Here is a 13,735-nt window from a genome sequence, read left to right on the forward strand (position 1 = left end):
CCTTAATCCTACAGGCTTTTTGCGCACCATAATCCACCCCGAATTATTGTCGCAAAATTGTCGCAATACTGCTCAAATTAGCCCTAAAAGCCCAATTTTCATCTGGGAATGCGGGTGTCGCCAGACACCTGCAAACTATTGGTGTTTAGGCGAATTGGCTTGCCCCAGCACGACAAGCATGTAGCGCCTTTGGTTGAAAGTTCTTCGGACGTGGGTTCGATTCCCACCGCCTCCATATAAAAAACGCACCCTTTCGGGTGCATTTTTTATATCAATTCTATCAGGTGGGATAGAACGAAATCACAAATTATTCAGTACCGCGGCTGTTCAGCCGCAGGCATCATCACTCGTCAATGCCGACTTTGGCAGTTATATCAACAACAGTACCGTCATCGGTATAGCTGTAGACTGCTGCTGTATTCTCATCGCCGGTGGTTATAACGGCAAAGGTGCGCTCTGCTTCATCGTATTCATTGTTTTCGTCTATCCATGTTCCTGAGTTCACATAGCACTTACCGCCTGCGGTATCTCTGTGTGCAGGAACGTGTGTATGCCCGAAAACTACTACGTCAACGTTCTCATCCGGATTTTCAAGATAATTCGCCTTAGCGCGCGTATAATACGCCTCATAGTTAACGGCACCCGGAACCGCCTCTATGAAATCGATGGGAACTTTTACCTTATTCAAAGTCTGGCGCTGTGCCCATGAACGCTGAATGTGTTTGTACAGAACGGGCGCCGTAATGGTGCCATCGCCCTCCTGTGCCGGGTAGAAGTCCAGATATGTGTAAACATCGTTAAAGCCGTTAATACGCATATCGAATATCTTCTGGTCAAGGCTTTCATAAGGCGTCATCTTTGCGGATACACTGCTGAGTACCCTATAATACAGATAAGCGCCGTACTGATCTGTGTCGGACTGGTCGGGAACCACTGATACTTCGGGAAGATCTTTTGCCACGGTGGGTTTTCCTTCAAGAACCCATGTTGCCGCGTAACGGGCGTAAAAATATCCCGCAGGCAGGATTGTGTCATCGTTGCCGCAGAGTTCCGCGTTGGTAATGGTATCCGGTGCGGAGAACACATCGTAGCGGTGTCCGTGCTCAATCACTATCTCGTTTCTGTCGCCTGTATAGTAAGCGCCGAGTCCTCTGACATCCCTTGCCTGAACGAGCTTGGGGATTGCTTTCTGCAGAGTTTCAGCCTCAAGGGTAAGGTCGTGGTTGCCCGGTACATAGACCAGCTTTATACCGCTGTCTATAACGTTGTTCAACTCTCTGAACACACCCTTATTATTTGCTATCACATCTTTATAGAACTGAACCTGATCCGTATATGAAGGGTAGTAAACGGGCAGAAACCATTCATCCAGAAAGTCCCCCGCAATCACCAGTTCGCGCACGTCCGAAGTGATTTGCAGTCGCTGCAGAAACTTGATAAGATAGGGACGGTTTTCAAAGGTTTCAGTATATCTGTCGTCGATACCGAGGTGGGTATCGCTTATAACGACGATCTTGTTTCTTGTTTCTCCTGCTTCCCACAAAGGTTCCTCGCCGGAACCGGAATCGAACAGATCGGAAGAGCAACCGGAAGTATTCATCGCAACAAAGCACATTCCTGCGCCCGCGCCGAGTGTTTTAATAAAACGTCTTCTGGAAAATTTCATATAGGACCTCCAAAACCAAGCATTAACATTGGTTCTGAGAATATCCCGAAAAGAGGAGAAAATGTGCATTTGCACTTAAAAGACCCGTTTTTACACTCAAAAAATCAGTGCGGCTTTTTCAGACCAGAAGGCGCACACGGAAAACACCGTTTTCTACTTTATACAGCAGTTCCCCGTCGTATTTCTTCGCGAAGGCTATCACGCCCTTGCTGCCGATTCCGTGCCCTTCGCCGCTGGCGACAGGATGCCCGTTCTCGTCCAGTGCGGTGTCGGCAGGACACGGGTTTTCCATCTCAAGCAGCAGCCGTCCGGCGCTCATACAGGTGAAACGGATATACTGGGGAATATTGTACGGCAGTTTTTCACAGGAATGGATGGCGTTCTCCATCAGGTTTGAAACCACCATGGAAAGCTCAAGAGAATCCACGGTCAGACCAGCAGAGATTTCCAGCGTAATTTCAACTCTTATGCCCGCCTGCTCCGCAATTCCTGCATAGTGGCTGACGGCAGCGTTCACAGCGGGGTTCTCGCAATATACCCTGCTGGTTTTCGGCGCAGCCTGATTCTGATTCTGCAAAAGAGCGGATGCCTCTTCCGTCTGCCCCTGTCCCAGAAGTCCCAGAAGCACGTTGTTGAAATGGCGGCGGTCGTGTGCCGTGCGGATGTTCTGAGCCGACACCTCTTCCATCAGTTTAAGCCTTTCAGACATACCGTCCGCAGCAAGCTGGAGAAATTCACGCTCCGCCTGTATGGACTGATTCTCCTCGCGCATTTCATACTGCTTCGTAATCGTTTTTAGCGAGTGTATAATAGTGACGTACACCGATAAACCGAGGAGGATGAGCAGAAACAACTGAATGTAATTGTTAATAAGCGTTTCTCTGATATCGCCGCCGAAAAAATATCCGATAAAACACGCAAAAAGCAAAACGATAGGTAAAATGTAGATGTGCCAGTAATCCAGCACTTTCCGGTAAAGTTCAGAAACCCATTTACGGAACACAAAAATAACAATCGAAAACATCACCAGCCGCAAAAATGTGTGTCCGTATTTTGGATAAGGCAAAAACCGGCTTAACGTATAGCTCAGGAACACGATTGAGGCGTGCAGATTAAGCATCGTGATATAGCTGAAACACCACTGCATGATCTTATCGGTGAAAAGAGGCTTCATGACAATCCCGATAACCAGCAGCATCGTGAGATCAACATAAAATACTCCGGTGTAATCCTCTGAACGGTAAAAGTAATAGTTCATACTGACGTTGCCGATAAGAACAGCAGCCGTTACAATGATATATATAGCTCTGCTCTTATATTTCGGCATAGCCATGGTGGAAAGCAGTAAAATGAGCATAACATCGGTGACAACCGCCCTCAGCAGATCCGGAAAGTGCTTTATCATACGTTTTTCCCTTTTGCCATAAGGTAATCCATGTATGTATCCCTCACTGCGGGGTATCGTTTTGCCGCAATGGAGACAAATTTACCTCCGCAAAGTGTGAAGCTGTCCCTGTTGAAACGCTCCACCCTGCGCATGTTTACTATGAATGAGTTATGACACTGCAAAAAGTGTCTGTTTTGCAGGATAAGTGCGCAGTATTCCGAAAAATTTTCTCTGAAAGTACGGCTGAGAACCTCTTCGCCGTCTATGAGACTGAATATCACAGAGTGACTGCGGTATTCGCAGCAGGCTATATTAGAAAGTTTGATGACCCGCAGGCTGTCGGCGGTCTTGACAGAGATAGTCTGTTCATCGGCAATATCCGCTTTGGAAACGGCAAGGGTAAGCGTATCGAAAAGCTGTTGTCTGACTACAGGTTTAATGAGATAGTTCACCGGATTTGCCGCATAAGCCTGCAACGCGAACTGAGGTTCGGTAGTGGCATATATTATCTGCGCCTCGCGGTCGAGCCGGCGGATATCTTTTCCTATTTCCAGACCGCTGACCATCGGCATTACGATGTCCAGAATGTAAAGATGAAAGCTCTCCGCCTCAATTGCCGTCAGCAACTCATCAGGATGTGAAAATCCAGCCACTTCCGCGTCAATCCCGTTCATAGACAGGTATTGTTCCGTCATACTGACAAGTCCTCGCAAATCGTCCGGCATATCATCGCAGATTGCAATACGAATCATCAGCTCACTCCGTCTTTAAAACCTGAATCAAGCTATCGCATTTATAACATTGCAATACATGATTTAGAATAGCAATAATTAAACTCTCTGTCAAAATGGTTAAGATAATTATCTTAATTAGTTTAAATCAATAACATTCATTTATAAAAATTCAATATAAACCACACCAAAACTTTAAATCAGTATGCAACTACTTAATAAGAAAATACGGAGGGTTCAGAATGAAATACTTAATCAGAGTATTGGCAGTGTTATTGATAGCTTCCGGCATAGTAGCATGTGGAAGCGACGGTTCCGACGGTTTAAACGGAACGGACGGCAGCAACGGAACGGACGGTACAAACGGAACAGATGGCACAAACGGAGCGGGTCAGGTTATCGGTCTGAGCCAGACAGGGCGCTATTCATCCGGCGTATTTGATGCAAGCGCCGCTGAAATTGTGGCATATGACAAATTGAACAACAGGACATACGTCGTAAATGCAAATTCAGGACGCGTGGATGTTCTGAACAGCGCCACTCTTTCGAATGTTACTTTAATCACAAGTATTTCTGTTGCCAACGACTTAGTGACCGCCGGAGCTGCTGCAAGCACCTCCGTTGTCGGCGCGGCAAACAGTGTGGCTGTCAACGGAAATATCATGGCTGTGGCTGTGGAAGCCGAACCGAAAACCAACAACGGCTGGGTGATGTTTTACAACACGGTGAACAATACCCTGCTGAGAGCTGTTCAGGTAGGCGCGCTCCCCGACATGCTCACATTCACACCTGACGGCAGCAAGGTTGTCGTCGCCAACGAAGGCGAACCTGACGAGGGGTATGTGAACGATCCCGAAGGCAGCGTCAGCGTGATAAAAGTATCCGATTACAGTGTTATAAACGTCGGCTTTACAGACTTTAACACAGGCGGCACGCGCAACTCCGAACTGCCTGTCGATAAAATGGTAATCGACGGTTTCAACGCCACAGTTGCAGAAAGCCTTGAGCCTGAATACATTGCCGTGAGTTCGGACAGTACCAAAGCGTATGTCACTCTTCAGGAAAACAACGCGATAGCGGTGATAAACCTGAGCACCAACACGGTTGACAAAATATTCGGTCTCGGATTTAAAGATCACTCAATTCCCGGCAATGAGCTTGATGCCAGCCAGAAGGATGGCGTGAACATTAAGAACTGGCCGGTAATGGGAATTTATATGCCTGACACAATAAGCATCTATACTTTTAACGGTAAAACATATCTGGTGACAGCAAACGAAGGGGACTCACGCGCGGACTGGCTTGCGGGCATCACAGATCAGGCGACGTGTGAAGCGGCTGGATACTTCTTCTCCACAGACGATACAGAATGTATCGATGAGTTTTCTGCAAAAGACTACTATGACAGCGACAACGTGACCCTTGTCAATGCCGACGGGGATCCGTTTATAACAGATAGCACAGGCACAGCTGTTCACGGCGGCTTCGGCAGCGATAGCGGACTGTATCGCCTGAAATTCTCCTACTTCACCACACAAAAGATGAACGGCGGCACAAATTTTGAAAAACTCTATGTATACGGCGGGCGCTCGTTCTCTATCTGGGATGCAGAAACAGGTATGCTGGTGTACGATTCCGGCAGCGATTTTGAGCGTATTACCGCCAATATTTACGGTGCTGACTTTAACAACGACAACGCCGCAAACGCAGGCGACGACCGCAGCGACAACAAAGGACCTGAGCCAGAGGCTCTTGCCATAGGCGTTATAAACGGTCACACCTATGCTTTCATAGGTCTTGAACGCATGGGCGGCATCATGGTATATGACGTTTCCAACCCCTATGCTCCCAAATACGTTCAGTATATAAACAACCGCAACGTATCAGTAAACTTCGATGCGAGCAACTTTGAAGAGGCGGGGGATCTGGGTCCCGAAGGTTTCGCATTCGTTTCAGCGGCAAACAGCGCCACGGGAACTCCCATGCTCATCGTCGGCAACGAGATAAGCGGAACCACCACATTTTATTCGATACTCTCAACAGCTCTTTCACAATAAACGTTCATTCCGGCAGGGGCTTTCAGCCCCTGCCCCCCTTATATTATTTTCCCGTACGGTAATATAATGCCCTAAATCAACCAAATATCTCATTTTAATTACCTTACGGTAACTATTTATCTTGCATATTCATTTCCATGAGATATAGTTACTGTAAGGTAACCAATATGATAAAAATTACGGACACAGTACAACTTGGACAACTGATAAAACAAAAACGCAAAGAGCAGGGGCTTAACCAGAAAGATTTTGCCGATGCCGCAGGGGTCGGCAACAGGATAGTTTCTGAAATTGAGCGGGGCAAAGAGACCGCAGAAATAGGAAAAGTCCTCATTCTTCTGAAATACGCCGGCTTAAACGTTTATATCGGTGATGAATAATGGAATCGCTTAATGTTTTCATCGAAATAGAAGGCAGATATGTGAAAGCCGGAAATCTTGCCTCCACGGGGCATGAAATCATCTTCGAATATGACGATGAGTATTCATTCAAAGGCATTTCTCTGTCCATGCCGTCCGGTAAAAAACTCTATGAATACAGCGAGGCTCACGTTTTTTTTGAAAACCTGCTCCCCGAAGCCCGTCAAAGGGAGATAATCGCCAGAGCAGGCAGACTGTCCTCCGCAAACGTTTACGGACTTCTGAAAAAATACGGAGGCGAGTGTGCAGGGGCAATTGTAATCACGGAAGACGATAACCTTTCTGAAATAGGCTCATCTTATGAACAGCTTGATGAAATGGAGTTTGAAGAGCTTGTTGAAAATCTGTATCATTCGTCCCCGGCAGTCAAACATAAAGGTTACAGGCTGTCACTGGCGGGCGCGCAGGCAAAAACGTCCGTGAAGATGGACGGGAACAGAGTGTTTCTTCCTCTGGGAACCTCTCCAGGTACCCACATAGTCAAAGCATTTTCGCCGGATTTCGAAGGGCTGCCCGTTAACGAGGCTTTGTGCGCGCAGCTTGCAAAGGCTTGCGGACTGCCCGTATGCAAAACGGAGGTGCGCAAGATAGGTAAAACGTCCGCACTTTTCATTGAGAGGTATGACCGCTATGAAAATGACGACAGGATATTCCGGCTGCATCAGGAAGATTTTTGTCAGGCACTGGGTTATTCATACGCGCTGAAATATGAATCAGAGGGCGGACCGGATTTTGCCCGCTGTGTTGAACTGGTAACAGCAGTTTCGTCCCGCCCGGCAGAGGATAAGCTGCTGCTAATCAGATGGTTCATTTTCAATTTCCTGACAGGCAACGCAGACGCACACGCAAAAAATATTTCTCTGATATATCCGCAGGGCATGAACGGAAGGCCGCACCTTGCGCCGTTTTATGATCTTGTCTGCACAGGCATATATGAAAACCTGTCAAAGGAACAGGCAATGTCCGTCGGCGGAGAATTCGTTCCTGAAAAGGTCACAAAGGAGCATTGGAGAAAGTTTGCAAAAGATTTAGGCGTTAACTTCAGACTGATACAGACAACGTTCAGAGATATAACCGAAAAGACAGACTTTGGCAAAATAGCGGACAGCGACATTAAAAACCGTATCCGGAAGATATATGACAGTCGTAAAAAATGGCTTACGACAATTCTTTAATAAATAAGAGCGGGGGATACGGAAGTCCCCCGCTATTCTGAAGCGTTACATTCCCAGGTAGGCTTCTTTTATATGAGGATCTTTCAGAAGATCCTGTGCTGTTCCTTCGATAACTATCTGTCCCTGCTCCATAACATATGCTCTGTCGCTTATGGCAAGAGAGTTCATAACATCCTGTTCCACAAGGACAATTGTAGTTCCGTATTCCACTGCGATACGCTTCACCGCCGCGAAGATATCTTTTTTAAGCACCGGAGCAAGTCCCAGCGAAGGTTCGTCGAACATCATCACCTTAGGGCTGGACATTATGCCCCTTCCGATGGCGACCATCTGCTGCTCGCCGCCGGAAAGCGTTCCGGCGAGCTGTTTTTCGCGTTCTTTCAGTCTTGGAAACAGGTTATGCACATCCTCCAGATTCTTTTTGAAATCCTTCTGTGCGCGCTTGCTGAAAGCTCCCATCTCAAGGTTCTCGAAAACGGTCATAAGACTGAACAGCCTCCTTCCTTCCGGCACATGGACAAGCCCCTTTCCAACTATCTCGTCGGCGGGAAGTTTTGTAATATCCTCGCCGTTAAAGGTTATTTTGCCGGACGACGGGCTTATGAGACCGGAAAGCGCTTTGAGCAGGCTGGATTTGCCCGCACCGTTCGCACCGATGATGCTCACAACCTCGCCCGCCTCCACACGCATGGAGACGTCGAACAGAACGCCTATCTCACCGTATCCGGCGCAAAGATTTTCAATGGCTATTAGCGACATATTCATCCCCCAGATAGGCTTTGATAACCTCTTCCTCGGCGACCACCTTATGGGGGTCTCCTTCGGCTATCTTCTTACCGAAATTGATAACGTACACTTTCTCCGACAGGTTCATTATCGCCTGCATAATGTGCTCGACGATTACAATTGAGACCCCTACGGAGTTTATCTTGCGGATAACAGGCAGCATCTCCGCCACTTCGGAGGGACGAAGACCCGCCATAACCTCATCCAGCAGCAGCAGCTTAGGCTCTGTTGCCAGCGCTCTGGCAAGCTCCAGCCTTTTGCGTTCCGGCAGAGTGAGGTTCTTTGCGGGAACGTCCTTTTTGTCGTAAAGGTCGATGAGTTTAAGAACCTCCATCGCCTTCTCTTCCGCTACGTCCAGTCTGTTGGTCTTTGCGAAAGCGCCGACGGTTGTGTTATAGAGCACGGTTTTGTTTGCGAAGGGCTTGACCACCTGAAAGGTTCTGGTCACGCCCAGTTTGCATATGTCATAGGGTCTTTTGCCCGCAATCTCTGTTCCGTTGAATTTTATGCTCCCTTTGGTGGGGACGTGTGAACCGGCTATGCAGCTGAAAAGGGTCGTTTTGCCTGCACCGTTGGGTCCTATGATGCCGACAATCTGCCCCTCCTGCACTTCCATATCCACATTGTTGACAGCCGTGAGACCGCCGAACTGTTTCGTTACGCCTTTAACTTCCAAAAGTGCCATGATTACGCCCTCCTCCTGTTCTCAATGCGGTCGAAAATAGCGGTAAGCCATTTCGACACAGGCTCAACAAGCCCGCGCGGCTGATAGCGCATAACGATAATGAGCACCAGACCGAAGATGATGAGGTGCAGACCGGGGAGCGTATCGCCGAGGTATATCCTCGTAAGCTCGCCAACCGGACGCAGAAGGAACGCGCCGAGAACGGGACCTAAGATTGTGCTTCTGCCGCCGATGAGGGCGATGAAAGCGATTTCATAGGACATATCAAGCCCCATGATGGATTTCGGGTAGAAATACAGAACGAGCTGGGCATAGAAAGTGCCGCCCAGAGCTGTGAGAAAGCAGCTTATCGCCATTGCGATGAGCTTATATTTTGAAACCTTGATACCAAGTGCCTCAGCAGCTTCCGGCTCTTCGCCGCCGGCAGCAAGGTAGTAGCCCACTTTTGAGCGCATCATGAAAAAGGTCAGTATCAGCACCAGTACAAGCATGGTGAGAATGATGTAGTAATAAGGAACTTTGCTGAGAAACTGAAAATCTTTGAACGAGTTGCCCACAAGACTGATAAGCAGACCTTTGGGACCGCGAACCTCGAAAGGACCGAGCTTTTCAATGTTCTCCACAAGCACACGAAGACCCTCCGCAAACGCAATGGTTGCAAGTGCAAAATATGCGCCGCGCAGTTTCAGCGTCGGGATACCTATCAGCAGACCGAACGCAACGGCAACTATGCCGCCCGCAATCATGCCTACCCAGGGGCTTATGTTGTATGTCAGATAAAGGAGTGTTGAAGTATAAGCGCCAAGTCCCACAAATGCGGAATGACCCAGCGGAAGAACCCCGGCGAAGCCGCCAACAAAGTTCCATGAAGAGGTCAGATACGCATAGAAGAATATCAGTATGAATATCTGCAGCATAACGGGGCTTTTAATGAACAGAGGCAGCGCATACAGCACAGCCAGCACAAGCCCTGCGAACACTTTGTGAGTTGTAGGTACGTTGCTTAAAAATTTCATCCGTGCGCCCCCTTAATAATCCTGTCTCAAACCGAAGAGACCGGAAGGTTTAACAAACAGAACCACAAGGAAGAACGCATATATAAGCATTTCCGTCCATGTCGCCGCCATAAACTGTGCGCCCACCGTCTCTATGATGCCGATGATGATACCGCCCAGTATCGCGCCGGGGATACTCCCCAGACCGCCGAGAACAACTATCACGAACGCCTTTATATCGAAAGGAACGCCCACCGTGGGGTAAACGTAATAGAACGGGACAAGGACGCACGCAGCAACGCCGCAGCAGGCGCAGCCCATGCCGAACACTATGTTGTAGATGCGGCTCTGTTTGATGCCCATAAGGGTTGCCGCCTCCCTGTCCAGACTGGTCGCGCGGACAGCCTTTCCCATACGCGAATGTTTAAGGAACCAGTAAAGGTATACACCGAGCAGAAAAGTTATCCCCGCTCCTATCAGTTTTGCCACCGGAAAATACATCTCCGCGATATCAATCATCTTTCCTGTTACAGATGTCTGGGCAACACGGAACTCCGCACCGAAGACAAGCAGGGCAAGGTTGTCCAGAACATACCAGATACCCGTTGTGACTATGATGACAGTGATAGGCTCTCTGACATGCTTTTCAGCCTCAAAAATAGGTTTAATGACGATCTTCTGCATGTAATAACCGAAGAAATAAAGCAGAGGGACAACAACCACAAGCGCCAGATAGGGGTTAAGCCCTGTCAGCGTAATAAACCAGTATGCAGCGAACATCCCCACCATGAGGATTGAGCCGTGAGCAAAGTTTACCACCTTCATCACCCCGAATATCAGGGTAAGCCCCACCGCAGTGAGTCCGTAAATCGAACCCATGAGTATGCCGTTGATGACGGATTCTATATAGCCGATCATAATAATAACTCCCGTAAAAACACGGGTCAGGGGGTTAAAACTCCCCCAACCCGTTCTATGAATGGTTCTTATTTATTCGGTTGGGGGAATACTACTTTGTATCCTGCCCTTCTTACGTTTTTGGGCCATACGGTGATTCTTTCCATCTTGCCGTCTTTGCCGCTTCTAACCTGAACTATAACAAGGCTTGCGTTCTTGTTCTGTCCTGTCTGGTCAAACTGGATACAGTTGTATGCCAGAAGACCTGTTTTTCCGCCGCAAAGTTTCGTAGATGCAAGAGCCTTGCGCAGAGCGTTGGGGTCGGTTGATTTTGCTCTTTCCAGAACATCTTTGACAAGGTACATGGAAGCGTATGCGTCAACAGCTTCACCTGTGAGGTTATATCCGTAGAGTTTTTTGAACTTCTCGTTTGTCTCTTTCAGACCGGGTCTGTTGAGGTCTGTCTCCCACTCGACTATGTCGAACAGATATTCAGCACTTTTACCCACAGCAGCCAGATATGAAGGGTCTGCGTGTCCGCCGCCGGATGTTACGATGGCTTTAACGTTTACCTTGAGGTCTGTCATTGTTTTTGTAAGGAGAATCGCGTCAGCCGCGTTTGAAGTCATGAAGACAACGTCGGGGTTGGAGCGTTTCAGTTTCAGAACAACTGGTGTAAGGTCGCTTGCTGTGCTGGGATAGGGTTCGTCAAGAACAACCTGATATCCTGCGGCTTTCGCCAGCCCACGCCATTTTTCAGCGAAACCTGTTCCCCAGTCGCCGTTTTCGTAAACGAAAGCAACTTTTTTAATGGGGGTTTTAAATTCTTTCTGCATATCTGAAAGGAAGCGGAACTGGTCGCGTGTCCACCATGAGTCTTTTGCGGCGATACGGAATACGTTTTTGAAGCCCCTTTCTGTTATGGTGTCACGAACGGAAACCTCAACAACGAAGGGAACGCCGTAGCGCTCTGCAACCTGAGTCGCAGGGTAGGTTACTGATGAGTTCCATGCTCCTGTAAGCATGGCTACCTTTTCGGTGCTGATGAAGCGTTCAGTCTCAGTAACGCCTGTTGTGGGGTCGCCTTTGCTGTCGGCAAAGAGAAGTTTCAGTTTAGCACCGCCGAGTGCCTTGATACCGCCGGCTTTGTTGATCTCGTCAACAGCCATTTCTCTCGCCTGTTTGCCCTGAATACCGACGGATGCCGAAGGTCCGGACAGGGGGAGTATGTTACCGATCTTAACCACTTTTTCTGCAGCGTAAGCAGAAAAAGATGCTGTTCCCATTGCCAGTACGATGGCAGGAACGATGAATTTCTTCAGATTCATAGTGTACCCTCCTTTTTATTTTCACCGCCATAAAGCGGTAATGAGACTGCTTCGGACTGAAGCCCTCGCAGAGACGTTAATTTGCCTTCGCGAGGAGCCGCAGCGACGACACAATCTCATAAAATTGTTACTTACTCAGTACCTTGCGCACTGCTTTTTCGAATATGCTCATAGCCTGCTCAAACTGTGCGTCGGTCAGCACCACAGGGGGAAGCATACGGATAACGTTGCCGAATATTCCGGCGCCTATAAGCAGAAGCCCCTCTTTCTGGCACTCCGCTATTATTGACGTAACACTGTATTTGTCAGGTTCCTTAGTGGTTGTATCTTTGATGAACTCAATGCCTATCATGCTGCCGAGGTTGCGAACGTCGCCTATCACGGGGAACTCAGCCTGAAGTGCCTTAACGCGCTCCACTATCCTTTCGCCGAGGTCTGCGGATTTGTCGGCGAGTTTTTCATCTTCCATATACTTGATGGTCGCCAGCGCCGCTTTGCACGCAACGGGGTTGCCGCCGTATGTGCCGCCGATGCGCCCCGCGCCGACGGAATCCATAACGTCTCTGCGTCCCACCACTGCCGAAAGGGGCATACCGGATGCGATTGACTTAGCCATGGTGACAAGGTCGGGAGAAACGTCATAATGATCCATAGCGAACATCTTCCCGGTGCGGCAGAAGCCCGTCTGAACCTCGTCCGCAATAAGCAGGATGCCGTGTTTGTCACATATTTCGCGAAGCCCTTTCATATATTCTTTGGGTGTGACGTTAAATCCGCCTTCGCCCTGAACGGGTTCGATGATGATTGCAGCGATGTGCGAAGGGTCAACCTCCGCCGCGAAGAACCTTTCGAAGTAGTCAAGGTATGCTTTCACCGCATTCTCTTTGCCGACGTGGAGCTGACCTCTGTAGAGGTTGGGGAATGGAACCTTGTAAACTTCCGGCGCATAGGGACCGAAGCCGTGTTTATAGGGTTTCACCTTGCTGGTGAGAGACATTGTGAGCAGTGTGCGCCCGTGGAAAGCGGACTCGAAACAGATTATGCCCTGTCTGCCTGTGTATGCTCTGGCGATCTTAACTGCGTTTTCAACGGCTTCCGCGCCGCTGTTAACAAGCATCGCCTTCTTTTCGAATGTTCCGGGGGCAATCTCTGTGAGTTTTTTGGAAAGCTCAACGTAGGAATCGTACATGGAGACCATGAAACAGGAGTGGATGAGGTTTTCCGCCTGCTCCCTGACAGCCGCAACAACGGGTTCGGGGCAATGTCCGGCGGTGGTTACGCCTATTCCGGCATAGAAATCTATATAGCGGTTGCCGTCAATGTCCTCGATAACAGCGCCCTTAGCCTGTTTGATGAAAATCGGTACGGATGCGCTTATGCCCGCCGCAACGTAAGCCTCTTTCTTGCGGAGCAGTTCTTTCGTTTTTTCGCTTTGCGGTGCAGATATCTGCGCCAGTTCATCGCCTTTCAGCATTTTATCCTCCAAAGAGTTGATGTTATTTAAATCGATTAAAGCAACGACCGTGCCACAAGATAACCATCTGATAAAAAAGTGCTTTATTCAAATCACCACCAATATGTCAATTTTTATTGAAGTCCGCGTCAACAA

12 protein-coding genes and 1 other RNA gene are annotated in these 13,735 nt (G+C 48.6%); 4 read left to right on the forward strand and 9 right to left on the reverse strand.

What is annotated here, in order from left to right; translation table 11 throughout:
• Positions 1-238: a transfer-messenger RNA gene (gene ssrA, locus Q7P67_RS10990) on the forward strand; the annotation flags it as partial.
• 105 nt (positions 239-343) lie between these two features.
• Here the strand turns inward: ssrA and Q7P67_RS10995 are convergent.
• The 3 genes from Q7P67_RS10995 to Q7P67_RS11005 form a co-directional block, all read right to left on the reverse strand.
• Positions 344-1,666: a metallophosphoesterase gene (locus Q7P67_RS10995; RefSeq protein ID WP_303852090.1), complete on the reverse strand. Its 1,323-nt coding sequence runs from the start codon at positions 1,664-1,666 to the stop codon at positions 344-346.
• A gap of 118 nt (positions 1,667-1,784) precedes the next feature.
• A complete protein-coding gene (locus tag Q7P67_RS11000; protein ID WP_303852092.1) occupies positions 1,785-3,071 on the reverse strand; it encodes a sensor histidine kinase in 1,287 nt (428 codons plus the stop codon).
• Positions 3,068-3,805: a LytTR family DNA-binding domain-containing protein gene (locus Q7P67_RS11005; RefSeq protein ID WP_303852094.1), complete on the reverse strand. Its 738-nt coding sequence runs from the start codon at positions 3,803-3,805 to the stop codon at positions 3,068-3,070. Before Q7P67_RS11005 ends, Q7P67_RS11000 begins: the two co-directional genes overlap by 4 nt.
• Before the next feature lie 221 nt (positions 3,806-4,026).
• On the opposite strand from Q7P67_RS11005, the gene Q7P67_RS11010 reads away from it, so the two are divergent.
• The 3 genes from Q7P67_RS11010 (at position 4,027) to Q7P67_RS11020 (ending at position 7,435) form a co-directional block, all read left to right on the forward strand.
• Positions 4,027-5,841, forward strand: coding sequence for a choice-of-anchor I family protein (locus tag Q7P67_RS11010; protein WP_303852096.1), 1,815 nt, complete (start codon positions 4,027-4,029; stop codon positions 5,839-5,841).
• Between the two features lie 167 nt (positions 5,842-6,008).
• Complete coding sequence (locus Q7P67_RS11015) at positions 6,009-6,221, forward strand: type II toxin-antitoxin system Y4mF family antitoxin (protein WP_303852098.1); 213 nt, start codon at positions 6,009-6,011, stop codon at positions 6,219-6,221.
• Positions 6,221-7,435, forward strand: a complete 1,215-nt coding sequence (locus tag Q7P67_RS11020; RefSeq protein WP_303852099.1) for a type II toxin-antitoxin system HipA family toxin — start codon at positions 6,221-6,223, stop codon at positions 7,433-7,435. The genes Q7P67_RS11015 and Q7P67_RS11020 overlap by 1 nt, the downstream gene beginning before the upstream one ends.
• 45 nt (positions 7,436-7,480) lie before the next feature.
• Here Q7P67_RS11020 and Q7P67_RS11025 read toward each other — a convergent pair whose 3' ends face one another.
• The 6 genes from Q7P67_RS11025 to gabT form a co-directional block, all read right to left on the reverse strand.
• Positions 7,481-8,194: an ABC transporter ATP-binding protein gene (locus Q7P67_RS11025; RefSeq protein WP_303852101.1), complete on the reverse strand. Its 714-nt coding sequence runs from the start codon at positions 8,192-8,194 to the stop codon at positions 7,481-7,483.
• Positions 8,175-8,906 (reverse strand): ABC transporter ATP-binding protein, encoded by a 732-nt coding sequence (locus tag Q7P67_RS11030; protein ID WP_303852103.1) that lies wholly within the window; start codon positions 8,904-8,906, stop codon positions 8,175-8,177. The genes Q7P67_RS11025 and Q7P67_RS11030 overlap by 20 nt, the downstream gene beginning before the upstream one ends.
• A 2-nt stretch (positions 8,907-8,908) precedes the next feature.
• Entirely contained in the window at positions 8,909-9,922 is a 1,014-nt protein-coding gene (locus Q7P67_RS11035; protein ID WP_303852105.1) for a branched-chain amino acid ABC transporter permease, read from the reverse strand.
• Between the two features lie 12 nt (positions 9,923-9,934).
• The gene (locus Q7P67_RS11040) at positions 9,935-10,819 is read right to left on the reverse strand and encodes a branched-chain amino acid ABC transporter permease (RefSeq protein ID WP_303852107.1); all 885 of its coding nucleotides are present in this window, start codon (positions 10,817-10,819) and stop codon (positions 9,935-9,937) included.
• A gap of 68 nt (positions 10,820-10,887) precedes the next feature.
• The gene (locus Q7P67_RS11045) at positions 10,888-12,084 is read right to left on the reverse strand and encodes an ABC transporter substrate-binding protein (RefSeq protein ID WP_369696026.1); all 1,197 of its coding nucleotides are present in this window, start codon (positions 12,082-12,084) and stop codon (positions 10,888-10,890) included.
• 169 nt (positions 12,085-12,253) lie between these two features.
• Positions 12,254-13,600, reverse strand: coding sequence for a 4-aminobutyrate--2-oxoglutarate transaminase (gene gabT / locus Q7P67_RS11050; RefSeq protein ID WP_303852110.1), 1,347 nt, complete (start codon positions 13,598-13,600; stop codon positions 12,254-12,256).
• Positions 13,601-13,735 lie beyond the last annotated feature (135 nt).

Origin of the sequence: Seleniivibrio woodruffii, from assembly GCF_029267515.1 — a bacterium.
GTDB lineage: Bacteria > Chrysiogenota > Deferribacteres > Deferribacterales > Geovibrionaceae > Seleniivibrio > Seleniivibrio woodruffii_A.